Genomic DNA, 24,334 nt, shown 5'->3' with positions numbered 1-24,334 from the left:
CCCTGTCGCTTGCGTTATCATCTGCCGCCGCCCCCTGCCCACGAGGTCCCCATGCCGATATCCGCCTGTGTCATCCAGCGCCTCGAGAAGAGCGCCAGCGACAGTCCGGCGACCCTTGTGCCCGCAAGCGAACTGCATCCCGACAGTGACGCCCTGGACAGCCTGGTCACCCGCCTGACCGATGCCTACCACGGCAAGGCCAAGCGCTGGGGACGGCTCAATGAGCATACTGTCGCGGTGAGCGACGTAGCGCAGGACGCTGTGGGCGCCAGCGATGCCCCTGTTGACGAGACCCCGGCTGACGAGCCCCCGGCTGACGATGCCCCGCCCTGGGACGACGCCGCGGCGGAAACCACCGGCCCGGTCGCCACGTCCAGCCGCTTCCCGGCCGAGTTCAAGGCCTACCTTCAGGACGAACGCGACCTGCAGACGCTCGCGGCGTCTCTGGGTGAAGCGATCAAGACACTGGTCGACGACCACCTGCCCACCGGTGGGCACCTGATCCTCGCCGACCAGCGCCAGGGCGAAACCCGTCACCTGTTTCTGGCGCTGGTGCACCATCGTGACGGCTTCGTCATCGGTGACGACGGCCGCGTCGCCATTACCGGTCAGGTCAACCACAGCCAGATGTCGCTGGCCTTTCGCCTCAACCTGACCCAATGGCAGGAAGGCGGCCCGTCGAGCCAGTACCTGTCACTGCTGGCCGACCGTGGTGCGCGCAAGCTGGCGGACGACCTGCAGGCGCTGCTCGGCGCCAGCGAAGGGGTCGACCCGAAGAGCGAGACCCGCACCCTGCTCAAGGCGTTCAGCGACTACGTGGAGCGCGAGGACATGGCCGAGGAGACCTCCCGCGAGAAGACCGACGCGCTGATCGACTACGCCCAGGATCAGGCCAGCCGTGGTGAGGCCATGACCCTGGACGAGCTGTCCGCGCTGGTGGATGACGACAAGCCGCGGGCCTTCTACGAGCACATCCGCAACGCCGACTACGGGCTGTCGCCGGAGATTCCGCCGGACAAGCGTACCCTGAACCAGTTCCGCCGCTTCACCGGCCGCGCCGAGGGCGTCTCGATCAGCTTCGACTCCCATCTGCTCGGCAACAGCATCGAGTACGACGAAGAGCGCGACCGGCTGATCATCAAGAAGCTGCCCAACAAGCTCAAGGAACAGCTCCAGGGCGGCTAGTTCACACCTGCCGGGATTCCGACGCCATGCTCTCGACCTCGACCACACGATCCAGGCGCAGGTCATCCTCCGGGCGCTCGCCGGGATAGCCGCCGGGCACGGCCACCACGCGGGCGTCCCCCACCGTCAGCATCACCGGGTCGTGGACATGGCCGTGGACCCACAGCGCCACGCCCTCCATCAGCGACTCGAGGCACGAGGCGAAGGCCGGCGACAGCGGGTCGCCCTGATAGTGGGCGGGAATGCACTCGGCCAGGGGGGCGTGGTGGCTGACCACCACCGTGGCACCGCCAAACGGCCTGGCGAGCTCGGTCTCCAGCCAGGCCCGGTTCTGGCGGTGCAGCTCGACGCTGCGTTCCGGCGAGAAGACCTCACCTTCGGGTTCTTCGATGACCGCGAAGTCGGGCATCTGTCGCAGTGCTGCGGACAGCGTCTCGGTGGGAATGTCCTGCGGGTCGGGACGCTCGTCGTAGAGCGCGAAGTCTGTCCACAGTGTCGTGCCCAGAAAGCGCACGCCGCCGAGTTCCAGCCGCGCATTGTCGAGCAGATGAATGCCAAGCTCCCCGGCCCGTGTGGCCATCTCCCGGCGCAGGGCGCCCATGCGGTGCTTGTAGAATTCGTGATTGCCCGGCACGTAGATCACCGACTGATCCGCAAAGCGCCTGGCCGCCCACTCGAGCCCCTTGAGCCCGAGGTGGATATCCCCGGCCAGGATGACCGCGTCGGCTTCGATCTCCGGTAGCTCGCGATCTCCGTCGAAGTGTTCCAGGTGCAGGTCGGACAGTATTCTCAGGCGCATGGTGTCGCCTCCCGGTTCCCGGCTAGAGGTTACGCTCGGTCAGGGCCAGCCTCGCGCCCAATCCCACGAACAAGGCACCCAGCCCTCGTTCACACCATAGCCCAAGCCTGCGACTGCCGCGCAGGGCCTTGGCCAGCCTGGCCCCGGCGATCACCAGCGGAGGCTCGACCACGGCCGCCACCAGGATGATGGCCAGCCCGTGCAGCGCCAGCTGCAGGCTGACGGGTCCCGCCCCGGCCACCACGAACTGGGGCAGGAAGGCCAGAAAGAAGATCGCGACCTTGGGGTTGAGCAGCGAGATCATGATTCCCTGGCGGTAGATGCGGGCGCCGCTGGCAGGCACCACAGGCGCCGTGGCGGCGTCCTCTGTCCCCCGCGCCAGCAGCGACTTGAGCCCCAGCCACACCAGATAGGCGGCGCCCAGCCACTTCACCAGACTGAAGGCCAGCGCCGAGGTGGCGAGGATCGCCGACAGACCCAGCGCCGCCATGACGACGTGCAGCCCCGCCCCGCTCCACACCCCGAACATGGCGGCAAAGCCACCACGGCGGCCATGGCGTGCGGTCTGGCCCAGCACGTAGGCCATGTCCGGCCCCGGGGAAAGGTTGAGCAGCAGCGCCGCCGACAGAAACGTGACCCAGTGGGCCAGGGAGTACTCGAGCATCGCGGTCTTGGCCTGGATAGAGATAGAGGTGGAGTATCGAATAAAGGAACACGCCAGACGCCCCGATGGGGGCATGGGGTGAATCCCCAGACTAGGTCGCGCGTCCGGGCGCGTCCACACTATCAGTTGAGGGAGCACGACCGACTGACGCATGCTAGACGCTTCCCCCCACTCACGCCCCCCCCTGGCACTGGCCAACCGGGGTGTCACGACCACCCGCCCCTGCACAGGAGTTCGTCATGCCGCTTCCCCGCTCGACCACATCATCTGCGCTGCCTCGCCTCGGCTTTATCGGTATCGGCCTGATGGGCGATCCACTCAGCCGCCGGCTGGCCGAGGCCGGGCATCCGTTGACGCTGTATAACCGCACCCGGGCCAAGGCCGAGGCGGTGGCCGCCGACACCGGTGCCCGGGTGGCCGACAACGTCGCCGAGCTGACCGCGGAGGTGGACGTGATCCTGAGCTGCGTGGCCAATACCGAGGTGCTGCGCGAAGTGATGCTCGGCAGCGACGGCGTCATCGCCCGGGCGCGACCGGGACAGCGCATCATCGACATGACCAGCGCCGACCCCGCCGCCACCCGGGAGCTGGCCCAGGCCGCCAGCGAGGCGGGCGTGAGCTGGGTGGATGCGCCGGTCTCCGGCGGCGTGGCCGGCGCCGAGGCGGGCAGCCTGGCGATCATGTGTGGCGGCGACGCGGCGGACGTGGAGGCGGCCCGAGAGGTCCTCGCCCCGCTGGCCTCACGCATCACCCACATGGGCCCGGTGGGCTCGGGCCAGGTCACCAAGCTGTGCAATCAGCTACTGGTCGGCTGCACCACCGCGGCCATCGCCGAGATGGTGGCGCTGGCCGAGGCCAGCGGGGTCGACGCCAGTCGCTTGCCCGACGCCCTGGCCGGTGGCTTCGCCGACTCGACGCCCTTTCGCATGCTGACCCCGCGCATGGCCAGTCGCGACTTCGAAGCGCCGAGCTGGCACCTGCGCACCCTGCTCAAGGACGTCGACATGGCCACCGCCCAGGGCCATCGTCAGTCCAGCGCCACGCCCATGGCGGCCCTGGCCGCCCAGCTGATGCGCAGCCGGCTCGCCCGCGGCGAGGGTGAAAAGGACCCGGCAACGCTGATTCGCCTGTATCGAGACGACGACGCCCAGCACTGACGCCGAGGATTGTTCCGCCCACGGGGCTACCGTACACTCGTTTGAAATCACTTCGTTGCCACTTCGTTATTCAGGATCCTCGCCCATGGCGTTTGACTCGACTTCCACCTACGTCGCCACGGATGCCCTCAAGCAGGCCGTCAATGCCGCGGTAACGCTGAAGCGCCCGCTGTTGATCAAGGGTGAGCCGGGCACCGGCAAGACCTTGCTGGCCGAGGAGCTCGCCGCCTCGCTCGGCACCCGGCTGGTCACCTGGCACATCAAGTCCACCACCAAGGCCGCCCAGGGGCTCTACGAGTACGACGCGGTCAGTCGCCTGCGCGACTCCCAGCTTGGCGTGGAAGGCGTCGACAACGTCGCCAACTACCTGCGTCCGGGCAAGCTGTGGGAAGCCTTCACCGCCGACGAACGGGTGGTGCTGTTGATCGACGAGATCGACAAGGCCGACATCGAGTTCCCCAACGACCTGCTGCAGGAACTCGATCGCATGGAGTTCTTCGTCTACGAGACCGGAGAGACCATTCGCGCCCGTCACCGGCCCATCGTGGTGATCACCTCCAACAACGAGAAGGAGCTGCCCGACGCCTTCCTGCGCCGCTGCTTCTTCCACTACATCGAGTTTCCCGACCGCGCCACCATGGAGCGCATCGTCGCTGTGCACTTCCCGGATATCGCGCCGCGGCTGGTCAGCCAGGCGCTGGAGGTGTTCTTCGAGCTGCGCGAGGCGCCGGGGCTCAAGAAGCGCCCGTCGACCTCGGAACTGGTCGACTGGCTGAAACTGCTGATGGCCGATGAGGTCGCCCGCGAGGCCCTGAGCCAGCGTGATCCGGCCAAGAGCCTGCCGCCGCTGGCCGGCGCCCTGGTCAAGAACGAGCAGGATACCGCTCTGCTGGAGCGCCTCGCCTTCATGGTGCGGCGTCAGGGTCGCTGATGTTTCTCGATCTATTCGACACCCTGCGCCGTCACCAGGTGCCGGTCTCGCTGCGCGAGCTGCTGGATCTGCACGCCGCCGTCGAGGCCGGCGTAGTATTCGCCGATATCGACGACTTCTACCGGCTGGCGCGTACCGTGATGGTCAAGGACGAGCGCCACTTCGACCGTTTCGATCGCGCCTTTGCCGCCTGGATGGGGTCGGTGGAAGGCCTCGATGCGGCCATCGATGCGTTGATCCCGGACGACTGGCTACGCCGTGAATTCGAGCGTCAGCTCAGCGACGAGGAGAAGGCGCAGATCCAGTCGCTGGGTGGGCTCGAGAAGCTGATCGAGACCTTCAAGCAACGCCTGGCCGAGCAGAAGGAGCGCCACGCCGGCGGCAGCAAGTGGATCGGCACCGGCGGCACCAGCCCCTTCGGCGCCTACGGCTACAATCCCGAGGGCGTACGCATCGGCCAGGATGGCTCGCGCCATCGGCGTGCGGTCAAGGTCTGGGACGAGCGGCGCTTTCGCGACTACGACGACGACCAGGCGCTGGGGCCGCGCAACATCAAGATGGCGCTGCGTCGCCTGCGTCGCTTCGCCCGCCAGGGGGTGCTCGAGGAATTCGACATCGACGCCACCATCCGCGATACCGCACGCGACGCCGGCCTGCTCAACCTGCGCATGCGCCCGCCGCGTCACAACGCGGTCAAGGTGCTGCTGTTCCTCGACGTGGGCGGGTCCATGGACGACCACATCCGCGTCTGCGAGGAGCTGTTCTCGGCGGCGCGCTCCGAGTTCAAGCACCTGGAGCACTTCTACTTCCACAACTGCCTCTACGAGGGCGTCTGGCGCAACAACGCCCGTCGCCACAAGGAGCGCTTCTCGACCTGGGAGTTGATGCGCACCTACGGTGCCGACTATCAGGTGGTGGTGGTCGGCGATGCGTCGATGTCGCCCTACGAGATCACCCACCCCGGCGGCAGCGTGGAGCACTTCAACGAGGAACCGGGCGGGGTCTGGCTCAGGCGCCTGGCCGAGCGCTACCCGCGACTGGTCTGGCTCAACCCCAACCCGCCGCGCTATTGGGAGTACACTCCTTCGACCCGGCTGATTCGCGAGCTGATCCACGAGCGCATGTATCCCATGACGCTGGAGGGACTGGATGAAGCGATGCGCGAACTGGCGCGATGACCATAGTGTTGCTGGGGGACCGGACAGTTGGCACCACCTCGCCGTCGCCCGCAATAACCACATCAGGCAATTTCGTGAGAAAATAGCCTAAAAGAGCTATAAATAGGCGTAATAGGTCTCTAGCGCTATCCGCGCTCACCACGGAGCCATCCGCGTCATGTCCGATCCCATCATCGCTGTACTCACCGGCGACCTGATTGCCTCTCGTCAACGTGATCGCGAGGCCCTCTACCGCTGCCTCGATGACACCCTCGAGGCCCTGGCCAGACGCCACGACGGCGACTTCCACCGCTTTCGTGGCGATGGCTTCCAACTGGCCATCCGCCAGGGCGACCGGGGCCTTGAGGCGGCGGTGGCATTGCGCGCCAGCCTGATCGGCCAGAGCCCAGCCCACGAACGCTGGGACGCTCGTGTCGCCGTCGCCCGGGGCCCGGCGGGCTGGGTCCCGGGCGCCCCCCTGGCCGACGCCGATGATCCCCCCTTCATGGCCTCAGGGCAGGCCCTGGACGGTCTGTCCGCCAATGGCGCTCACCTTGGCTTCGACCCGTCCGAGACCACCGCCGAGTCGCTGCTGATACGCTATCTCGACGAGATGATCGACGCCTGGTCCAGCCCCTCCGCCCAGGTGGTGGCCCTCAGCCTGGCCGAGCCCGAGCTGACCCAGGCCGAGATGGCCGGCCGACTGGGCATCCGCCAGCCCAGTGTCCACAAGCGCCTGAAGACCGCCCGTTGGGCACTGCTGAGCGATACCCTGGCCTGTCTGGCGTCGGCGGCGCAGGAGCGCACATGAACACTCTGGTCCTGGATCTCGCACCAGCGTCATCGTCGTCGCTGTCGCTTCTACTGGCCCTGCTGCTGGCGCACCTGCTTGGCGACTTCGTGCTGCAACCGGACCGCTGGGTAGCGGATAGACAGGCCCGCGGCATACGCAGTCCCAGTCTGGTACTGCATGCTCTGGTGCATGCCGTCCTTGCCTGGCTTGCGCTGTGCGCCTTGCGGTCTGTCGCCGGTATCGACGACGGCATCGACGCCACCTTGGCGGCCATGATGCTGGGGCTCGCCCACTGGACGATCGACGCCGCCAAGACCAAGGCGACGCGACGCTGGCCCACCCGGCAACTTAGCCTGTTCATGCTCGACCAGGGCCTGCACGGCGCGACCATCGTGGTGGTGTGGCTGTGGCTCGTCGGTAGCCTGTCGCCACTGACAGCGATGCTTGCACACCTGAGTACACCGTCCTCGCTGCTCCTGCTGCTCGCCTATCTGCTGGTCACCCGGCCCATGGCGGTCGCCATCGCCCTGGCCATGGCCCCCCTGGCTCGACAACTCAAGGCACCCGGTACGCTGGACCGGGCCGGCGCCCGCATCGGCATCCTCGAGCGCCTGCTGGTACTGACCCTGACCCTGCTCGACCAACTCACCGCCGTCGGCTTTCTGCTGGCGGCCAAGTCCGTGCTGCGTTTTGGTGACCTGAAGGAGAGCCGAGACCGCAAGTTGACCGAGTATGTGCTGCTGGGAACCCTGGCCAGCGTCACCAGCACCCTGGTGCTTGGCCTGCTGGTGCGACTGTGGCTCGGAGGCCAAAGCGGATGACAGAACGGATGCCAAAGTGCATGACAAGGTGGCTGACCAGGTGGCTGACCGGGTGGACAGGGAAGTGGACAAGGAAAAACGCCACGGCCTTTGTGACTCCGCCGGGGCATCTCCGCGATCGACGCAGGCCTGGGCTGATCGCCGGTACCCTGCTGGTGTCGCTGCTGGGGCTTGCCGGCTGCGACCTTGCCGGCGGCCTGGCCACCGAAGCGCTGATCCAGCGGGGCCCCGCCCTGGAGCCGCGCGACGGCTATGTGGTGGACCATCGCCATCCGGCCCGAGGCCACAATAGCCGCGTGCACTTTCTGATCCTGCACTACACCGACGAGAACCAGGCCGACTCCCTGCGCGCCCTGACCGGGCCCCGGGTATCGAGCCACTACCTGGTGCCGCTGCCCACACGCCGCCTGCAGAATACCCCGGTGGTGTTCCAGCTCGTGCCCGAGAGCCGCCGTGCCTGGCACGCCGGCGCCAGCCGCTGGGGCAATCGCGTGGGGCTCAACGACACCTCCATCGGCATCGAGATCGTCAACCAGGGGCCCGATCGCCCCTGGGTCGGCAGCGAGCTAGATGCCCCCGAGGGCCCGGTGCGCTGGGCAAGCTACCCCGATGACCAGCTCAACGCCTTGATTCCGCTGGCCCGGGATATCATCGAGCGTCACCGGATCGCCCCGGAGCACGTGCTGGCGCACTCCGACGTGGCACCGCTGCGCAAGCTCGACCCGGGGCCGGCCTTTCCCTGGCGCAAGCTTCACGAGGCCGGCATCGGCGCCTGGCCCGAGGCCCCGCGCGTCGCCCACTACCGCAGCCGCTTCGAGCGTGAACCACCGGCGCTGATCGAATGGCAGCGGGCGCTGGCCGCCTGGGGCTACGGGATCGAAGCCAGTGGCGTGTGGGATGACGCCAGTCGCGCCACCCTGCGGGCCTTCCAACTGCACTTTCGACCGGCGAACTTCGATGGCCAGCCAGACGCCGACAGCGCGGCAAGGCTATGGGCCCTGCTCGAGCGCTATCGACCCGAGGCGCTGGAGCAATGGGAACAAGGAGCGCAACGGAAAGCACTCTGACGACGTGACGGGACGAGCTTCAACCGGAACCGTCGCTGGCGGCACCGGGTAGATAGTGGATCACATCGTGAAAGCGCAGCGTCCCCGGCCCCTCATTGCGCATCAGGTGGGGACGATCGGCGAAGAAGCGCAGCCCCTCCCCCGCCTTCAACAGATGCCAGTCGTCGTCGATCACCAGCACCAGCTCGCCCTCCACCACCACCAGATGCTCCACCACCCCCGGCGCATGGGGACTCGAAGCGCTCTCGGCGCCTTCGGCCAGCTCGATCTCGAACATCTCGAAACCCAGCATGGGATCATAGGGAAACAGCAGCTTGGCGCGCATGCCGGCGCTGTCCCTGCCCCATACCGAATCGTCGATACTCACGCGCCGTTCTTCCAGGGGGCCGTCCATGGCCCGTGTCGGGCTCCCGAACAGCGACGAGAAGCTGACCCGAAAGCCGCTGGCGATACGCCATAGCGTGGCGACGGTGGGACTCGACTCGCCACGCTCGATCTGGCCGAGCATGGCCTTGCTGACGCCGGTTTCGCGAGCGGCACGCTCGAGACTCCAGCCCTGAGCCTGGCGCAGTCCCTTCAGGGTGGTGGCGATATGGTCGGCAATATCCTGCATGGCGGCCTCCAGAAAGGTCGGCCCAGTATACGCAAGGTTTACGCCGCTGGCCCGCCGTCGCTTGCGGTCAGCACACCACACCTCACGCGCCACGACTCCTGCCTCTTGTTCGTCTTCTCTTGTTCCTCTTCTCTTGTTCCTCGTCTCTCGTCTCTTCTCTCTTCTCTCTTCTCTCACTTCAGCATGCTTGTGCGTTATAACGTCCACTGCTAGCCTTGGACGTTATAACGCACAAACTCCAATGTACCCGCTCCGCGGTTTCCCTGGCTTTTTCTGGACCGTCTCATGAAAGCTTCGCCAAGTTCACTGGCCGCCAAGGCTGGCCAGACGCATCGCCCGAAGATGCTCGACGACCTTCATCCCTCCACGCTGGCCGCCGGGTTCGCCGCGGTCTTGATCGGCTACGCCAGTTCCGCCGCGATCATCTTCCAGGCGGCCCAGGCCGCCGCTATCGATCAGGCCCAGATCGGCTCCTGGATGTGGGCCCTGGGCATCGGCATGGGTGTGACATCGCTGGGGCTGTCCTGGCGCTATCGCATGCCGCTGCTGACCGCCTGGTCGACGCCCGGGGCGGCGTTGCTGGTGACCCAGTTGCCCGGCGTGCCCTTCGACCAGGCCGTCGGTGCCTTCCTGCTGTCATCGCTGCTGATGCTCGCCGTCGCCGCCAGCGGCCTGGTCGAGCGCATCATGGCGGTGGTGCCGGCGTCGATCGCCTCGGCCATGCTGGCCGGCATCCTGTTGCCCTTCGTGCTGGAAGTCTTCACCACCGTGCAGACAGACCCCTGGCTGCCGCTGGCTCTGCTGGGTGTATGGATGCTGTGCCGCCGCCTGGCGCCACGCCTGGCCATCGTCACGGTCCTGGCCGCGGGGGTGGCGCTGTGCCTGGGCCGCGGCGACTTGAGTCTGGCGGGTGTTGCCGTGAGTCTGACCCGTCCTGCCTGGGTGACCCCGGCCTTCGATCCTGTGGTGTGCCTGGGTATCGGCATACCGCTGTTCGCGGTCACCCTGACCACCCAGAACCTGCCGGGGTTCGCCATGGTCAGAAGCGCGGGCTTTACGCCGCCGGTGGCGGCAAGCCTGGGGGCCACCGGCCTGGCGTCGCTGCTGATGGCACCCTTCGGTGGCCACGGCGTCAACATGGCGGCGATCAGCGCGGCCCCCTGCCTTGGCGAAGAGGCCCACCGCGAGCCTGGGCGACGCTACACCGCCGGCATTGCGGCGGGAATGGGCTATCTGCTGCTGGGCGCCCTGGGGGCGACGGTGGCGTCGTTGTTCGACGCCCTGCCCAGCGCCATGATCGCGGTGGTGGCGGGACTTGCGCTGATGGCCACCCTGGGCGGTGCGCTACGTACCGCCTTCAGCGACGGCGACAACCTGGACGCGGTGCTGGTCACCTTCGCCATCACCGCATCGCCATTGACCCTGGCGGGCATCGGCTCGGCCTTCTGGGGCCTGGTGGCGGGGCTGATCGTGCTGAGACTGCAGCGCAGGCGCTGAGTCGGGGGCGGTAGAGATTGCGGGAAGGATGCTGCGGGGGCGGCCGCTCAGGCGGCGATGGAAGAACCACAAGACAAGGGAAGAACCACAGGAGCAACCGCCGGGTGCTGTGGGCGCACCCGGCGTGATCGATCTCAGCCGTCCAGCGACACGCTGTCGGGCGAGGCACTGGCTGGCAAGGCACGGGCTGGCAAACCACGGCCAGCGTGGGTCGCCTCGTCACTGGCCATGCGCACCATGGCCAGGGCCTCATCCAGGCTCTCGACCTGCTCGACACGCACCAGCTCGTCGCTCAGCTTGACCTCGGTACCGACACGTTCGCTGACCAGCCGCTCGAGGCTCGCCAGATCACGCCCCTCGCCCATGGGCAGAGAATCGACGCTGGCGGAGCCCGTGCCCGGCAGGTAGATGGTGCCGTTGGAGAAGTCCACCGCGTAGGCGATCACCCCGGGCACGATAAAGAACAGCAGGCCGACGCCGTTGGCCACCGCCACCACCGGGTCGATGCGACCACTGATCTGCCCCTTGCGTTCGGGATGAAAGACGGTACCGCAGCCGACGAGCGAGGTCAGGGTGGTGGCAAGCACCAGGCCGGTAAGCAGACGGGGCGGACGCAGCATGAACAACTTCCTCTTGCAGTAATCTGGCATAAATGACGGAAAGCGGTGCCGACAACGACTCGACCGCTGCCCAGCATGATAAAACTCATGCGCATCCTACCACGTTCGCCACCCTTCGCTCCTTGTCGCCACCAACGGTGGCGGTTGCTTTTGCCGGCATGACGCCTTCCCCGTACAATGCACGTCACTTTCATGGCCGGATGCGAGTCGCCGAGGATGCCCCTCGACGGCCATCGACGGGACAGCCTGCTGTCCTGCTCGCCTCCAGCGCTTACCAGACTCGATGTGAAGGAACCTGCGGACCCATGCGCGCCACCGAACTTCTGATCAGTACCCTGAAGGAAACTCCTGCCGACGCCGAGGTCATCAGCCACCAGCTGATGCTGCGCGCGGGCATGATTCGCCGCCTCACCTCCGGCCTGTACACCTGGCTGCCGCTGGGCCTTCGCACCCTGCGCAAGGTGGAGCGTATCGTGCGCGAAGAGATGGACCGTGCCGGCGCCCAGGAGCTGCTGATGCCGGCGGTGCAGCCGGCCGAGCTGTGGCAGGAGTCGGGCCGCTGGGAGCAGTACGGTCCGGAACTGCTGCGCCTGAAGGATCGACACCAGCGTGACTACTGCGTCGGCCCGACCCACGAAGAGGTGATCACCGACCTGGTACGCAAGGAGATCGCCAGCTACAAGCAGCTGCCGGCCAACTTCTACCAGATCCAGACCAAGTTCCGTGACGAGATCCGTCCGCGCTTCGGGGTCATGCGCTCGCGTGAGTTCATCATGAAGGACGCCTACTCCTTCCACCTGGACGAGGCCTCGCTCAAGGACACCTACCAGAAGATGTACGACGCCTACGTGCGCATCTTCACTCGCCTGGGTCTCGACTTCCGTCCGGTGATCGCCGACAACGGCTCCATCGGCGGTACCGGCTCCCACGAATTCCACGTACTGGCCGACTCCGGCGAGGACGATATCGTCTTCTCCACCGAGTCCGACTACGCCGCCAACATGGAAAAGGCCGAGGCCCTGCCTGCGCCCCTGGACAGCGATGCCCGCCGCGCCGAGCCCGCCGAGGAGCTGAGGCTGGTCGACACCCCCAATGCCAAGACCATCGCCACCCTGGTCGAGCAGCACGGCCTGCCCATCGAGAAGACCATCAAGACCCTGATGGTGCACGGCCACGAGGGCGGCCTGGTGGCGCTGCTGGTGCGCGGTGATCATGAACTCAACGAGGTCAAGGCCGAGCACCTCGAGGAGGTGGCGACGCCGCTGACCATGGCCAGCGAAGAAGAGATCCGCGCCGCCGTGGGCGCCGGCCCCGGCTCGCTGGGCCCGGTGGGGCTCGAGATGCCGATCGTCATCGATCGCAGCGTGGCGCTGATGAGCGACTTCGGCGCCGGTGCCAACGTCGACGGCAAGCACTACTTCGGCATCAACTGGGAGCGCGACGTGGCCCTGCCCAAGGTCGCCGACCTGCGTAACGTGGTCGAGGGTGACCCGTCACCCGACGGCAAGGGCGTGCTGTCGATCAAGCGCGGCATCGAGGTAGGCCACGTGTTCCAGCTCGGTCGCAAGTACAGCGAGGCGATGAATGCCACCGTGCTGGGCGACGAAGGCAAGGCGGTTCACCCCTGGATGGGCTGCTACGGCATCGGCATCACCCGCGTGGTGGCCTCTGCCATCGAGCAGAACCACGACCAGGGCGGGATCATCTGGCCCGACGCCATCGCCCCCTTCCATATCGCCATCGTGCCGATGAACGCCCACAAGTCCCAGCGCGTGCGCGAGACCAGCGAGCGCCTGCACGACGAACTCAGCGCCGCCGGCTTCGACGTGCTGCTGGATGATCGTGATCTGCGTCCCGGCGTGCGCTTCGCCGATCAGGAACTGATGGGCCTGCCCCATCGACTGGTGGTGGGCGATCGCAGCCTCGACAAGGGTGAGCTCGAGTACAAGGGTCGCCGTGACAGCGAGGCCACCATGGTGCCCGCCGACGAGATCGTCGAGTTCCTCAAGCAGCGCATCGCCCTTTAAGGCCCCGCGTGGCGCGCCGCGGCTTGTCGCGGCGCGCCTGGCAGGCGGATGGAATTCAGGCGAGATCAGGTGCGCTCAGGTGCAATAAAGCAAAAAAAAAAAAACCGACCCCGAAGGGTCGGTTGAAAAAGGGGGATGACTCCCCCTCCCCTGACGCTGGTTGACGACTATCGCTTGCGACGGTGAGCGTCGCGGATGATAATAGCGATCCAGCCGGCCATGAAGGCCACAGAGAGAGCGACGGCACCCAGCCCGAAAATGACGGCGTTGTCGACGTACATGGCGCTGTCCTCCTGTCTCTGTGTCGATGAATTCATGGTACCCGCTCGGCCCTTGAATTGTGCTGACCTGCGTCAAGGGTGACCGCGAGACATCGGCCCGCCATGACGACGAAAAAGCCGCCTTCAACAGGCGGCTTTTTCGTCGTCTGTGGCACCCTTTCAGCGAAAGCGCCTCCAGCTACCACTGCCGGGACCCTAGGGCTTGTCTGAAAAGTGTCTGCGCTCGGTAATGCGGCGTTAAAAATCGTCTGGTGCGCCAGCCCGGTCAAAATGCTCATTTACACCACGTAAACTGCGCTTTCTCACCGATTTTTGCCTTGTCTAACCTTCGCTCGTCGACTTTTCGGACTGAGCCTAGAGGACCTTGCGGTCCTCCACCTCGGAGGCCTCGGTGCCGGGCGGCAGCGGGTGCCCCTTGGCCAGTTCGGCGCGGGTGGCCTGGCGAATTTCGAGCACCTCAAGGCGATACGACAGGGTCTCCCCGGCCAGGGGATGGTTGGTGTCCACCACCACGCTGTCCCCCTTGACCTCTACCACGCTGACGATCTGTGGGCCGGCATCGCCGGGGGTCTGGAAGCACATGCCGGGGCGCAGATCGGTACCGGGAAAGGCCTGGCGTCCCACCTCGCGCACCAGCGACTCGTCGCGCAGTCCATAGGCCTCGGCCGGGGACAGGGTGACGCTGAGGCGGCTGCCGACCTCGGCGTCGACCAGGGCGCGCTCGAGGCCTTCCATCAGGTTGCCGTGGCCGTGCAGATACTCCAGCGGCTCATCGCGCTTCCAGGAATCGTCCAGGACGTCGCCCTGCTGGTTGCTCAGGACATAGTGCAGACGCACCACACACTGGGGAGAAACTCTCATCTCGGGCTCCTTGGGGTCGACATCAGTCCTGGCGCTTGAGCGCGGCGACGGGCATTTCCAGGCGCTGCTGGCGATGCAGCATGTTGAGCAGCACGATCGCCCGCTCTTCGCCCTTGTGGCTCTCGAATACCGCCTTGAGGTCCTTGAAGGGGCCGTCGGTGATCTCCACCGACTCTCCGGCCCGGAAGTAAAGCTGGCCAGGATCGTCGTCCTTGGCTTCGCCGTGCTGGCGCAGCAGGTCGATCAGCTCATCGCTGACCGGCACCGGCATCGACAGCCCGAAGGTCACGATCTTCAACACTCCGCGGGTCGAGCGAATCGGGCGCCAGTTGCTCTCGACCTGGTCGAGCCGCAGAAACAGATAGTAGGGGAACAGCGGCTCCTCGACCCAGGTCAGCTTGTTGCGGCGCTTCTTCTGCACCTCCAGCACTGGATGAAAGAGCTCGTATCCCTGGTTGGCCAGATGCTCGGCGGCCCGGAACGACTCTCCGCCCTTGCACTGGACCACGTACCAGCGCGGGGTGGCATCGCCCCCCAGGCCCGCCTCGATATTGCTGTGACTCATGTGACTCCTTCCAGACTCAACCACCACCAGCCACCAAGCCGGCAGTATCGCCTGTCATTGACGCGGTTCCCGGTGCGTTGCCGACGACCCTTGATGATCACCGCTGGTATCGCCCCTGCGGCTTTGCAACAATTCGTCGAGCCGCACCGAGATGTTGCGCGCATTTTACCATTCGGAAGGCGGCCTGTGGCCGACCAACTGCAAGGAGGCTATCCATGCCCACCTCGTCCGGCCAGCATCCCTGGGTCGACGCCCTGCGCGTCTACCTGCGACTACCCGTGCTGGCCATGCTGTTTCTGGGCTTTTCTGCGGGCCTTCCCTTTCTGCTGGTGTTCTCCACCCTGACCACCTGGCTGCGTACCAGCGGGGTCGAGGTTGCCGCCATCGGTTTCTTCTCGTGGATTGGACTGCTGTACTCGATAAAGTTCTTCTGGGCACCGGTGGTGGACGCCTTCCGCCTGCCGCTGCTGACCAGCCTGCTGGGCCAGCGGCGCAGCTGGATGCTTGCCGGCCAGGCGCTGATCATGGGCGGCCTGCTGGGCCTTTCGTCGCTGGACCCGGCCTCCCAGCTCGGCGCGGTGGCGCTGTTTGCGCTGATGGTGGCCTTCGGCTCGGCTACCCAGGACATCGCCATCGACGCCTTTCGTATCGAGTCGGCCGAGGACGAGGTCCAGGCGGCGATGGCGTCCACCTACATCATCGGCTATCGCGGCGGCCTGATCATGGCCGGTGCAGGGGCGCTGTATCTGGCGTCGGCCTTCTCCTGGCAGGTGTCCTACCAGTGCATGGCGGCACTGACGGCGGTGGGCATGATCACCGTACTGCTGCGTCCCGAGCCGCCGCGCCAACCGCTGGCCAGTCGCCTGGCCAAGGAGCCCCGGGTGCGTGCCTTCCTGCGCGCCAGCCGCGGCCGGCCCGCATGGGTCCGGCGCACCGGCGCCTGGTTGATCGGCTCCGTGGTCTGCCCCTTTCTCGACTTCTTCGGGCGCTTCGGTCTGGGCGCACTGGGACTTTTGCTGTTTATCGGCATCTATCGCATCAGCGACCTGGCGATGGCCTCGATGGCCTATCCGCTGTACGTCGACCTGGGCTTCAGCCTCGACACCATCGCCACCGTGACCAAGGTGTTCGGCGTCATCATGAGTCTCCTCGGCGGGCTAGTCGGCGGGGTGCTGGTGGTGCGCTACGGCATCGGACGCATCCTGGTGCTCGGCGCTACGGCCACCGTGCTGACCAACCTGATGTTCGCCTGGCTGGCGCTCAGTGGCGCCCAGCACTCGCTGCTGGTGCTCACTATCGTCGGCGACAACCTCAGCAATGGCCTGGCAAGCGCGGTGTTCATCGCCTTCCTGTCGAGCCTGACCTCGCGGGCCTACACGGCCACCCAGTACGCCCTGTTCTCGTCGTTGATGACGCTGCCCGGAAAGTTCCTGTCAGGCTTTGGCGGGCTGGTGGTGGAGGGAATGGGCTACCCGAGCTTCTTCGTGCTGGCCTCAGCGCTGGGCGTGCCGGCCATCCTGATGGCGCTGTGGGTCTGGCGACACCATGTGCGCGAGCCAGGGAAACACCCCGTCAGCCTCGACAAGCCATGACGCCATCGATGCAGTGTGCATCACAAAAAGAGGGCCGACGTTGTCGGCCCTCTTTTTCCATAGTGCTTCAGCGTTCGGTCTCGTACCTGGGGGTCTGAGTAGACCTTCGGCGCTACGCGCCCCAACGCTCAGCCGGAGCCGTCATCCAGCGCAGGCAGCGATCCCCCCCCATTGCTGAAGCCGCCTTGTAGTACGCCCTTGAACAGGGCTTGCGATCAACCGCGCCGTCCGCTGCGCTCTTCCAGCCAGGCCAGCGCGCCCGGTGTGCTACGCCACTGATCGCGCATCAGGGTACGGTACTGCCAGGCCTCGGCGCGGGTGCCGGGCTCGGCCAGCTGGCCATTGCCGGGGATGGCGCCACGTTTGGGGTTGTCGCTGCAGAGAAGCGCCACCGCGTGGGCGTTGTGGCGCTGGGCGCTTTCCAATGCCAGGGCCGCGTCGTCGAGCTGGCCCAGTCGGTACAGCGCCAGCACCTGCCCCATGTACATGCCCAGCAGCGGCGTCTCGTCATCGGCAGGGCCGACCTCCAGGGCCTGGCGGCTGATCTCCAGCGCCTCGTCGTCGCGGCCTTCACGCAGCAACTGGTCGAGCACCAGCTCGCGCAGCCCCAGACTGTCCTGCTCGTCCAGCGACAGCAGCAACTCGGCCAGTTCCCGCGAGTGCTGGCGGGAGCCACGTTCCATGCCCACCACCAGTGCTAGCCCCGCCCGCAGCAGCTGAGCGTTGTCTTCCTGGTCCCACTGGAAGGCGCCGTCGCCACTCTGACGAATCTGCAGAAGCCAGCGCTCGAGACGCTCGGCCAGGGGCTCGAACAGACTCGGCGCCATCCACGGCAGACTGCCAAAACGGCTGGTCAGCGCCAGCGACACCGACTGCAGCACCGCCGGTGAATCAAGCTGTTCGGGGTTGGCACACAGCGCCGGCAACCAGGCTGCGGCATTGAACCATGGATCTCCGAGAAAGCCCATCGGCGCATCCGGGTCCACGTCGACCTGGAAACCCTCCTGGAAGGCGGCGAACAGCGTGTCCTCCCGCGCCGTGGAGCGATACAGCAACTGCCCGTCTTCCTCCACCACCTTGATCGGCGGGGGCGGTGGCAACTCCGCCAGCAGGGTCTGCAGGCCCACCAGGGGCTCGCCGAGATCCTCTTCGGCGCACAGCAGCTGATCGGCCAGGGTGGCGCCGGGGTTGTCGGCCAGGTCCGCCAGGAACTGCAGCTGGTCGGGGTCGAGATCACCCTGGCGGGTCAGCCGCCGTAGCCAGAAGCGCGAGCGCTCCATGGCTTCCTCGTCGTGACCTTCGTGGAGCAGCAGCATGGCCTCGATATAGGCCAGGGTCGGCGAATCGGGAAGGGCCTGCTGGGCACGCACGAAGGCGGAGCGAGCACTGTCGAGATCGTCGTTGTCCAGGTGCATCAGACACAGCCGCTCCAGCGCCACGCCACGCAGGAACATCGGCCCCCGCTCCAGCACCTCGTCCAGCAGCGCCTCGCGCTTGCGGTGGAAACCGCGCTCCTGGAAAAGGTCCAGCAGGATCTCGAAGGCGGGCTCGGCCTGTTCCGGCAGGCGCTCCCAGTCGGCATTGTCGAACAGTGACTCGAGGATCTGCTGGGCACGTCCCCGCAGGCCCGATTCGGCGGCGATCAGCCCTGCCTCCAATAGCGCCTGGGCAGGGGCGCGACCACTGGCCAGGGCAGCCTTCAGCGTCTCCCCTTTCCACTCCCTCAGCGACAGCATCCACATCAGATGAGGCGGCAGGTGACCGGGCAGGCTGACGGCGCCGCAGCACTGCTTCATCTTGCGTCCAGAGTCGCACCAGCAAGGTTCGTTGCGGCCAGGGCGTGCCAGGGTTTCACAGGCGAAGTCGAGACGTGCCAGGGGCGTCTGGGACCACAGTTCGGGAGCCAGCGCCTGGGCCAGGGCCTTGTCACCGCCCACGCAGGCAGGCCCCTCCTCGCGCGCCCAGCTCATCAAGCTCGGATAGCGTTCATCCTGCCGAATGGCTGCCAGGGCGCCCGCGGCAAAACCCAGCAGTTGATCCACCCATAACGCCAGCATCGCTATCTCCCCGAAATTGAAAACGGCACAGTCTAACAGTGCATGCACCGGCTGGGCAGACCCGCGCCTCAGACGGCGTAGGCATCCAGCAACTGTGCACTCCGTGAATGCATGTCCAGGCGCCCCTCGAGCCGCACCAGGTTCCAGTAATGACCATTGAGCGTACGCGCCAGCAACAGCATGCCGGCAGGGGGCTGCAGGCGGTCCAGCGCGCCCCATACCCGGGGGCTCAGCTCGCGCAGACGCCGATGCACCCGTACATCGCCGAAGTCCTGCTCACCGGGCGCGAACAGCGGCGACACCGCTTCCGCGGATTCGCGATACAGCGCCAGCGGCGCGCCCTCTCCCTGTCGACCGCCGAGCCCGCGCACGGCCTCATCCATGGCCATGGGGTCACCGTCCAGGGTTGCCCCAAGCAGCGCCACCAGACCGGCCAGCCGCTCCCGGGGGACCGCGATCACGGCGCCCAGGTCATACACCACCAGCCGGCCCTGTTCATCGACGGCAAAATTGCCGGCGTGGGGATCGGCGTGCAGTTCATGGTGGGTGAACAGCTCCTCGGTGATCCAGTCCGCCAGGGTGCGCGACACCCGCTGCCGCAGGGCATCGTCGGCACCTTCGAGGTCACGCAGGGGCGTCCCCGGCAGATACTCCATCGCCAGCACCCTTGGACCACTGAGCTCCTTCACGGGCTTCGGCATCACCAGGTCGGGGTGATCGGCATAGCGCCGCCGGTAGCGCTCCAGTGCGTCCGCTTCGGCGCGATAGTCGAGCTCGCGCCGCAGTCCATCGGCGAGTTCGTCGAACAGAGCATCGAGGCGTGCCTGGGACACCTTGAGCCAGCGACCCAGTCGCAGCAGCCTTCTGACCTGCACCAGGTCCTGTTCCAGCACCCGATCAAGCCCCGGGTACTGCACCTTGAGCACCAGGGTACGACCGTCCCGGGTCCAGGCTCGATGCACCTGTCCCATGGAGGCGCTGGCAAAGGGCTCGGGCTCGATCTCGTCGAACAGGGCATCGAGGTCGCCGAGCTCTGCCTCAAGCGCCACCTTGATCTCGGCCCAGGGCGCCGGTGCAGCATCCTTCTGCAGCCGGGCAAGCTCTTCGGCCAGGGCCGGGGGCAGCAGGTCATCCCACTGGGACATGACCTGAGCGATCTTCATCGCCGGCCCCTTGAGCTCGGAAAGGCCTTCAAACAGCGACTCGCCGAGCGCCTGCCAATCGGCCTTGCCGCCGATTCTCGAGCGCAGCAGGGTCGATCCGGTACGAGCGGACAACCCGAGCATCCGGCGTGTCCGGCCTGACTGACGCATGCTGCCTCCTGCCCGTACGGGCGCCATGCAAGATGCTGGCAACGCTGGCCTCACCGGGAGGATAGCGCGTCACAAGACGGTCACCTTACCCGCATCTGCACACAAAAATGATATAGGACTTGTACACTTTTCACTCCATGGTACACCTGGCATCTCATCACACATACTGGAAGAATATCCAGACGATTCACCCGCACCGGTGCGCTATGCGATTGATCATTGCGGAAAAACCGAGCCTGGCTCGCTCCATCGCCGAGGCGCTGCCCGGGGCAGCACAGAAAAAAGACGGCTACCTGTCCGTCGGCGACACCGAGGTCACCTGGTGCCTCGGCCACCTGCTGGAACAAGCCCCACCGGATGCCTACGACCCGGCCTTCAAGCCCTGGCGACGCGACCACCTGCCCATCGTGCCCGGTCAGTGGAAGCTGGTGCCCAGGCCCAAGGCCCGCGGTCAGCTGTCGGTGATTCGTGCGCGCCTGAAACAGGCACGCCAACTGGTGCACGCCGGCGACCCCGACCGCGAGGGCCAGCTGCTGGTCCAGGAGGTGATCGAGCACCTGGGCTGGAAGGGGCCCGTCCAGCGTCTGCTGATCAACGATCTCAACCGGCCTGCGGTGGCTCGAGCACTCGGGCGGATCGAGGACAATGCCAGGTATTACCCGCTCTACCGCGCCGCCCAGACCCGCGCCCGCGCCGACTGGCTGTACGGCATCAACCTGACCCGCGCCTGGACCCTGATCGGCCGCCAGGCGGGCCACGATGGCGTGCTGTCGGTGGGGCGCGTGCAGACGCCGGTGCTCGGCCTGGTGGTGCGCCGCGATGAGGAGATCCGTCATTTCACGCCCTACCCCTTCTATGTGCTGTGGGCTCACCTGCGCGTCGGCGCCGGCACCTTGAAGGCCTGGTGGGTCCCCGGCGAGCCCCATCGCCTGGACGAGCGCGGTCGGCTGCTCGACGCCGCTCCTGCTCAGACGCTGGCAGAGCGCCTGCCGGGTGCTGAAGGCCAGGTGAGCAGCGTGGACTCCCGTCGTCGTCGCCAGCCGCCGCCCTTGCCTTACTCTCTGTCGGCGCTGCAGGTCGATGCGGCACGCCGCCACGGGCTCTCGGCCAAGGCGGTGCTGGACATCTGCCAGCGCCTTTACGAGCGCCATCAGTTGATCACCTATCCGCGCTCGGACTGTCGCTACCTGCCGCGTGAACACCTGGCGAGCCTGCCGGGCCAACTGGCCAGCGCCTGTCGCGATGACACCACCCTGTCCGGTTGGCTGGCCAACGCCGACATGGGGCTTCGCTCACGCGCCTTCGACGACGCCAAGGTCGGTGCCCACCACGCCCTGGCCCCCACCGGCAAGCCCTTCGTTGCCGAGCGCCTGTCGCGTCAGGAAGCCGACGTCTACCGTCTGATCGCGCGCAACGTGCTGGCCCAGTTCTATCCGGCGCTGGAAACCCAGGAGGTGAAGGCCGAGTTCCGCCTGCTGGACGAGCGCTTCCAGGCCTCCGGCCAGACGCTGCTGGTGCCCGGCTGGAAGCCCCTGTTCACCACCCGTGACGAGCCACCGCCGTTGCCGGCGCTGGTCGAGGGCGAGGCCTGTCAGGCACTGGAGGCCCAGGTCGAACAGCGCGAGACGCGCCCACCGGAGCCGTTTACCGATGCCAGCCTGATCAAGGCCATGATGAATATCGCCCGCTACGTGGAGGACCCCGAGGTACGCCGCACCCTCAGGGAAACCGACGGCCTGGGTACCGAGGCCACCCGTGCCGGCATCATCGAGACGCTGCTGGAGCGCGGCTATCTGGTGCGCAAGGCCAAGGCGCTGCGCGCCACACGCCTGGGGGTGGGTCTGATCCACTCGCTGCCCGAAGCGGTCAGCCGCCCGGAGCGCACCGCCCTGTGGGAACAGCGGCTGGAAGGCATCGCCGAAGCCCAGGCCGAACCGGAACCCTTCGTCGCCCAGCTGGTCGAGGACCTTCGCACGCTGGTGGGCAGCGCCGACAGTCAGCGGCTGAGTGCCGCCCTCGGCGCAGCCCAGGGCGAGTCGCCGGAAGCCGGCCCCGCCAGCAAGCGAGGCCGCCGCACCAACTCGCCACGCCGCAGCGCCGGGCGTAAACGCCGCCCCTCCCGTAAAGGCAGCACCACATGACCACACTGATCATCGGTCCCGGCGCCATCGGCCGCCTGCTGGCCTGTCGGCTTGCCGCTGGCGGCCAGAGCGTGCGCCTGCTGGGGCGGCGACCGCTGCCGACGATCCAGACCCTGACCTCACCGGATGGCACGACCCAGCGCCTTGAACTGGCCACCACCACCGAGCCACGCCTTGCCTGCGTCGATGTCGACCAGGTCATGCTGACCACCAAGGCCTACGCCGCCAGGGCAGCCTTCGCTGCGGTGGCCGACCATCTGCCTGCCGCCACACCGCTGGTGCTGTGGCAGAACGGGCTGCGCGTGCAGCGACCCTTGACCGATACCTGGAGCGGGCCGGTGCTGTGCGCCTCCACCACCGAGGGCGCCTTTATCAAGGCGGACGACAGCGTCGTCCACGCCGGCCAGGGTCAGACCGTCATCGGTCATCTCGACGGTGGCCTCGACGGCCATCCAGGCGAAGGCCACGGCCCCCACACCCACCCCCTCCGGACTGACGCTCTCCAGACCCAAGCCCTCCAGACCCAAGCCCTGGCCAGATCACTGGCCACCACCCTGAGCGCCGCCGGCCTGGCCACCGAGGCGGTGGACGATATCGCCACCCGGCTGTGGCACAAGCTGGCGGTGAACGCCGCCATCAACCCCCTGGTGGCACGCTACCGACTGCGCAATGGCGAGCTGCGCGGGCATCCTTACCGCGACATGGTCGACGCCAACGTCGACGAGGTGGCGCAGATCCTGGCGGCACTGGAGATTCCCGCTCCCGCCATCGACGTTCCCTCCATCAACATTGCTGCCAGCGACGTCAACGATGGCAACCGCGCCTGGCGCGCCCTGGTCTGGCAGGTCATCGAGCGGACCGCCGCCAACCGTGCCTCGATGCTGCAGGATATCGAGGCCGGCCGGCCCACCGAACACGACGCCATCCTCGGCCCGCTGCGCGAGGCCGCCACACGCCTGGGCCTCCCTTGCCCCCAGCTCGACGCGCATTGGCGCTTTCTGAATGCCTGAAACGAGCAAACCCAGGCTGGCGGTACACAAAAGCGATTGCTATTTTAACGGTTGGCAGTGATTCGACTCCCACCTGAATATCGACTCGAATCACCTTGCCGGGCCGGCCCTCGAACAAGTCCGTGTCCCCGCATACGGTCTTGCCCTTGTGAGCCATGTTCACTACGAGCTGCGCTCACACTGCGCCGTGTTCTCAATCAGCCTCGTTCAAAATGAGCCGCGTCAAGATTGAGAGCCAAGGTGAGAGCTGAGGTTGCTGAGATTTAAGTTGGCTGAGTCTAGAATTGAGTGCCGAGCCCTTGAATAAAACCGAAGCATGATCGATCAGGTGCCACCCGCGGAGGCTATTCCGCCAGGACAACCATGATGACTGCTTGTCGCTTGCCCTCTCTCCCCGCTCGACGCCCCACGTCGCACACCTTGCTGGCGGGCCTGCTTGCGGCACTGACCCTTGTCGCCTTCTCGGCCCCTGTCCTGGCGAGCGAAGACGCTGCCGACCCGCTGGCCGACAATGACGCTGCCCACTCGGCCACCCCGGCCTTTTCCGGCATGGGCCAGGAAATCGTCAGGCTCGACAGTGGCGTCCTGGTGCAGGGCGACAAGGTCCACACTCCCGACGGCTACACCTCCGGCTTCCGCCTGACCGCCGGCATGGCGCCACAGCAGGAAACCGGCTGGGACCTGGGGGCCGAGCTGCGCTATCGACAAAGCGATGACGTCCCCATGTCTTCCAGCGACAGCCAGCATGTCCAGGACGTGACCAGCCTGGGGGGCAGCCTGGTCGCCGGCTTCCGTGTCGGCCACTTCGGCGTCTACGGCAAGACCGGCATGGCCCAGTGGGTCAGCGATCCGGTCACCGGTCGCAACACCTTCGATTCCACCAGTGGCTCCACCCGGGTCCAGGGTCTCGGGGCCCGCTGGATGACCCGCAGCTGGATCGGCCAGGTCGAGTTCGAGGAGGTCAATGACCCCGAACTTGAGCATCTGAATATGATTACGGCCTCGTTCCACCTCCCCTTCTAGGGCTCGTCTGAAAAGTGCCTGCGCTCGGTAATACGGCGTTAAAAATCGGATCAACATGCTCATTTACACCCCGTAAACTGCGCTTTCTCACCGATTTTTGCCTTGTCTAACCTTCGCTCGTCGACTTTTCGGACAGCGCCTAGCCCCGCCGGCAAACCGA

The 24,334-nt window shown here is 66.5% G+C and carries 22 protein-coding genes; 13 read left to right on the top strand and 9 right to left on the bottom strand.

The annotated features are described in order from the left end of the window. Positions 1 to 51: 51 nt before the first annotated feature. Complete coding sequence (locus tag NFH98_RS08090) at positions 52 to 1,185, top strand: nucleoid-associated protein (protein WP_349622478.1); 1,134 nt, start codon at positions 52 to 54, stop codon at positions 1,183 to 1,185. A gap of 1 nt (position 1,186) precedes the next feature. Here the strand turns inward: NFH98_RS08090 and NFH98_RS08085 are convergent, their stop codons facing one another. Together NFH98_RS08085 and NFH98_RS08080 are read right to left on the bottom strand one after the other, a co-directional pair. Next, a complete protein-coding gene (locus NFH98_RS08085) occupies positions 1,187 to 1,984 on the bottom strand; it encodes a metallophosphoesterase (RefSeq protein WP_349622477.1) in 798 nt (265 codons plus the stop codon). 22 nt (positions 1,985 to 2,006) lie between these two features. Further along, the gene (locus NFH98_RS08080) at positions 2,007 to 2,723 is read right to left on the bottom strand and encodes a LysE family translocator (RefSeq protein WP_349622476.1); all 717 of its coding nucleotides are present in this window, start codon (positions 2,721 to 2,723) and stop codon (positions 2,007 to 2,009) included. Between the two features lie 164 nt (positions 2,724 to 2,887). Here NFH98_RS08080 and NFH98_RS08075 point away from each other — a divergent pair, with 164 nt between their 5' ends. The 6 genes from NFH98_RS08075 (at position 2,888) to NFH98_RS08050 (ending at position 8,574) form a co-directional block, all read left to right on the top strand. Further along, positions 2,888 to 3,805, top strand: a complete 918-nt coding sequence (locus tag NFH98_RS08075; protein WP_348815846.1) for an NAD(P)-dependent oxidoreductase — start codon at positions 2,888 to 2,890, stop codon at positions 3,803 to 3,805. Between the two features lie 85 nt (positions 3,806 to 3,890). Continuing rightward, positions 3,891 to 4,736 carry an AAA family ATPase gene (locus NFH98_RS08070; RefSeq protein WP_108132724.1) on the top strand — a complete coding sequence of 282 codons (846 nt, stop codon included), beginning with the start codon at positions 3,891 to 3,893 and terminating at the stop codon, positions 4,734 to 4,736. Next, positions 4,736 to 5,914: a vWA domain-containing protein gene (locus tag NFH98_RS08065; protein WP_349622475.1), complete on the top strand. Its 1,179-nt coding sequence runs from the start codon at positions 4,736 to 4,738 to the stop codon at positions 5,912 to 5,914. The genes NFH98_RS08070 and NFH98_RS08065 overlap by 1 nt, the downstream gene beginning before the upstream one ends. Before the next feature lie 157 nt (positions 5,915 to 6,071). Further along, complete coding sequence (locus tag NFH98_RS08060; protein WP_286985064.1) at positions 6,072 to 6,704, top strand: hypothetical protein; 633 nt, start codon at positions 6,072 to 6,074, stop codon at positions 6,702 to 6,704. Beyond that, positions 6,701 to 7,507, top strand: coding sequence for a DUF3307 domain-containing protein (locus NFH98_RS08055; protein ID WP_349622474.1), 807 nt, complete (start codon positions 6,701 to 6,703; stop codon positions 7,505 to 7,507). Before NFH98_RS08060 ends, NFH98_RS08055 begins: the two co-directional genes overlap by 4 nt. Positions 7,508 to 7,527: 20 nt before the next feature. Continuing rightward, a complete protein-coding gene (locus tag NFH98_RS08050; protein ID WP_349622473.1) occupies positions 7,528 to 8,574 on the top strand; it encodes an N-acetylmuramoyl-L-alanine amidase in 1,047 nt (348 codons plus the stop codon). Positions 8,575 to 8,593: 19 nt separating this feature from the next. Here the strand turns inward: NFH98_RS08050 and NFH98_RS08045 are convergent, their stop codons facing one another. Then, entirely contained in the window at positions 8,594 to 9,187 is a 594-nt protein-coding gene (locus NFH98_RS08045) for a helix-turn-helix domain-containing protein (RefSeq protein WP_349622472.1), read from the bottom strand. 285 nt (positions 9,188 to 9,472) lie between these two features. On the opposite strand from NFH98_RS08045, the gene NFH98_RS08040 reads away from it, so the two are divergent. Continuing rightward, positions 9,473 to 10,684, top strand: a complete 1,212-nt coding sequence (locus NFH98_RS08040; RefSeq protein ID WP_083970565.1) for a benzoate/H(+) symporter BenE family transporter — start codon at positions 9,473 to 9,475, stop codon at positions 10,682 to 10,684. A 134-nt stretch (positions 10,685 to 10,818) separates the two neighbouring features. Here the strand turns inward: NFH98_RS08040 and NFH98_RS08035 are convergent, their stop codons facing one another. After that, complete coding sequence (locus tag NFH98_RS08035; protein ID WP_253029412.1) at positions 10,819 to 11,304, bottom strand: hypothetical protein; 486 nt, start codon at positions 11,302 to 11,304, stop codon at positions 10,819 to 10,821. Positions 11,305 to 11,609: 305 nt separating this feature from the next. Here NFH98_RS08035 and NFH98_RS08030 point away from each other — a divergent pair, with 305 nt between their 5' ends. Continuing rightward, positions 11,610 to 13,331, top strand: a complete 1,722-nt coding sequence (locus tag NFH98_RS08030; RefSeq protein ID WP_045994237.1) for a proline--tRNA ligase — start codon at positions 11,610 to 11,612, stop codon at positions 13,329 to 13,331. 167 nt (positions 13,332 to 13,498) lie between these two features. Here NFH98_RS08030 and ccoM read toward each other — a convergent pair whose 3' ends face one another. From ccoM to rfaH, 3 genes are all read right to left on the bottom strand, one after another. Beyond that, positions 13,499 to 13,612 carry a cytochrome c oxidase subunit CcoM gene (ccoM, locus tag NFH98_RS08025; RefSeq protein ID WP_349622471.1) on the bottom strand — a complete coding sequence of 38 codons (114 nt, stop codon included), beginning with the start codon at positions 13,610 to 13,612 and terminating at the stop codon, positions 13,499 to 13,501. Positions 13,613 to 13,966: 354 nt separating this feature from the next. After that, positions 13,967 to 14,473, bottom strand: a complete 507-nt coding sequence (locus NFH98_RS08020; protein ID WP_253029411.1) for an FKBP-type peptidyl-prolyl cis-trans isomerase — start codon at positions 14,471 to 14,473, stop codon at positions 13,967 to 13,969. Between the two features lie 22 nt (positions 14,474 to 14,495). Next, positions 14,496 to 15,038 carry a transcription/translation regulatory transformer protein RfaH gene (rfaH, locus tag NFH98_RS08015; RefSeq protein ID WP_045994239.1) on the bottom strand — a complete coding sequence of 181 codons (543 nt, stop codon included), beginning with the start codon at positions 15,036 to 15,038 and terminating at the stop codon, positions 14,496 to 14,498. A gap of 215 nt (positions 15,039 to 15,253) precedes the next feature. Between rfaH and NFH98_RS08010 the strand changes: the two genes are divergently transcribed. Further along, on the top strand, positions 15,254 to 16,630 hold the full coding sequence (locus tag NFH98_RS08010) for an AmpG family muropeptide MFS transporter (protein WP_253029410.1): 1,377 nt from the start codon (positions 15,254 to 15,256) through the stop codon (positions 16,628 to 16,630). A gap of 215 nt (positions 16,631 to 16,845) precedes the next feature. On the opposite strand, the gene NFH98_RS08005 is transcribed toward NFH98_RS08010, so the two are convergent. Together NFH98_RS08005 and NFH98_RS08000 are read right to left on the bottom strand one after the other, a co-directional pair. Then, a complete protein-coding gene (locus tag NFH98_RS08005) occupies positions 16,846 to 18,687 on the bottom strand; it encodes an SEC-C metal-binding domain-containing protein (RefSeq protein WP_349622470.1) in 1,842 nt (613 codons plus the stop codon). Between the two features lie 68 nt (positions 18,688 to 18,755). Continuing rightward, positions 18,756 to 20,000, bottom strand: a complete 1,245-nt coding sequence (locus NFH98_RS08000; protein ID WP_253029409.1) for an ABC1 kinase family protein — start codon at positions 19,998 to 20,000, stop codon at positions 18,756 to 18,758. A gap of 206 nt (positions 20,001 to 20,206) precedes the next feature. On the opposite strand from NFH98_RS08000, the gene NFH98_RS07995 reads away from it, so the two are divergent. The 3 genes from NFH98_RS07995 to NFH98_RS07985 all read left to right on the top strand — a co-directional run bounded on the left by NFH98_RS07995 (position 20,207) and on the right by NFH98_RS07985 (position 24,174). Then, a complete protein-coding gene (locus tag NFH98_RS07995) occupies positions 20,207 to 22,141 on the top strand; it encodes a DNA topoisomerase III (protein ID WP_349622469.1) in 1,935 nt (644 codons plus the stop codon). After that, positions 22,138 to 23,151 (top strand): ketopantoate reductase family protein, encoded by a 1,014-nt coding sequence (locus NFH98_RS07990; protein ID WP_349622468.1) that lies wholly within the window; start codon positions 22,138 to 22,140, stop codon positions 23,149 to 23,151. The genes NFH98_RS07995 and NFH98_RS07990 overlap by 4 nt, the downstream gene beginning before the upstream one ends. Positions 23,152 to 23,514: 363 nt before the next feature. Then, positions 23,515 to 24,174 (top strand): outer membrane beta-barrel protein, encoded by a 660-nt coding sequence (locus NFH98_RS07985; RefSeq protein WP_222516995.1) that lies wholly within the window; start codon positions 23,515 to 23,517, stop codon positions 24,172 to 24,174. Positions 24,175 to 24,334 lie beyond the last annotated feature (160 nt).

Source organism: Halomonas sp. H33-56 (assembly GCF_040147035.1).
Classification (GTDB): Bacteria; Pseudomonadota; Gammaproteobacteria; order Pseudomonadales; family Halomonadaceae; genus Halomonas; species Halomonas litopenaei.
The sequence above is the reverse complement of the archived record's forward strand: the minus strand, read 5'-3'. Positions and strand labels throughout refer to the sequence as shown.

Excerpts from the sequence above, each read along its gene's own strand:
- NFH98_RS08010 (WP_253029410.1), top strand. The coding sequence starts at position 15,254 with ATGCCCACCTCGTCCGGCCAGCATCCCTGGGTCGACGCCCTGCGCGTC.
- NFH98_RS08055 (WP_349622474.1), top strand. The coding sequence starts at position 6,701 with ATGAACACTCTGGTCCTGGATCTCGCACCAGCGTCATCGTCGTCGCTG.
- NFH98_RS08075 (WP_348815846.1), top strand. The coding sequence starts at position 2,888 with ATGCCGCTTCCCCGCTCGACCACATCATCTGCGCTGCCTCGCCTCGGC.
- NFH98_RS08035 (WP_253029412.1), bottom strand. The coding sequence starts at position 11,304 with ATGCTGCGTCCGCCCCGTCTGCTTACCGGCCTGGTGCTTGCCACCACC.
- NFH98_RS08065 (WP_349622475.1), top strand. The coding sequence starts at position 4,736 with ATGTTTCTCGATCTATTCGACACCCTGCGCCGTCACCAGGTGCCGGTC.
- NFH98_RS07990 (WP_349622468.1), top strand. The coding sequence starts at position 22,138 with ATGACCACACTGATCATCGGTCCCGGCGCCATCGGCCGCCTGCTGGCC.
- NFH98_RS08050 (WP_349622473.1), top strand. The coding sequence starts at position 7,528 with ATGACAAGGTGGCTGACCAGGTGGCTGACCGGGTGGACAGGGAAGTGG.
- NFH98_RS08090 (WP_349622478.1), top strand. The coding sequence starts at position 52 with ATGCCGATATCCGCCTGTGTCATCCAGCGCCTCGAGAAGAGCGCCAGC.
- rfaH (WP_045994239.1), bottom strand. The coding sequence starts at position 15,038 with ATGAGTCACAGCAATATCGAGGCGGGCCTGGGGGGCGATGCCACCCCG.
- NFH98_RS08085 (WP_349622477.1), bottom strand. The coding sequence starts at position 1,984 with ATGCGCCTGAGAATACTGTCCGACCTGCACCTGGAACACTTCGACGGA.
- NFH98_RS08045 (WP_349622472.1), bottom strand. The coding sequence starts at position 9,187 with ATGCAGGATATTGCCGACCATATCGCCACCACCCTGAAGGGACTGCGC.
- NFH98_RS08030 (WP_045994237.1), top strand. The coding sequence starts at position 11,610 with ATGCGCGCCACCGAACTTCTGATCAGTACCCTGAAGGAAACTCCTGCC.
- NFH98_RS08070 (WP_108132724.1), top strand. The coding sequence starts at position 3,891 with ATGGCGTTTGACTCGACTTCCACCTACGTCGCCACGGATGCCCTCAAG.
- NFH98_RS08060 (WP_286985064.1), top strand. The coding sequence starts at position 6,072 with ATGTCCGATCCCATCATCGCTGTACTCACCGGCGACCTGATTGCCTCT.
- NFH98_RS08000 (WP_253029409.1), bottom strand. The coding sequence starts at position 20,000 with ATGCGTCAGTCAGGCCGGACACGCCGGATGCTCGGGTTGTCCGCTCGT.
- NFH98_RS08040 (WP_083970565.1), top strand. The coding sequence starts at position 9,473 with ATGAAAGCTTCGCCAAGTTCACTGGCCGCCAAGGCTGGCCAGACGCAT.
- NFH98_RS07985 (WP_222516995.1), top strand. The coding sequence starts at position 23,515 with ATGATGACTGCTTGTCGCTTGCCCTCTCTCCCCGCTCGACGCCCCACG.
- ccoM (WP_349622471.1), bottom strand. The coding sequence starts at position 13,612 with ATGTACGTCGACAACGCCGTCATTTTCGGGCTGGGTGCCGTCGCTCTC.
- NFH98_RS08005 (WP_349622470.1), bottom strand. The coding sequence starts at position 18,687 with ATGCTGGCGTTATGGGTGGATCAACTGCTGGGTTTTGCCGCGGGCGCC.
- NFH98_RS07995 (WP_349622469.1), top strand. The coding sequence starts at position 20,207 with ATGCGATTGATCATTGCGGAAAAACCGAGCCTGGCTCGCTCCATCGCC.
- NFH98_RS08020 (WP_253029411.1), bottom strand. The coding sequence starts at position 14,473 with ATGAGAGTTTCTCCCCAGTGTGTGGTGCGTCTGCACTATGTCCTGAGC.
- NFH98_RS08080 (WP_349622476.1), bottom strand. The coding sequence starts at position 2,723 with ATGCCCCCATCGGGGCGTCTGGCGTGTTCCTTTATTCGATACTCCACC.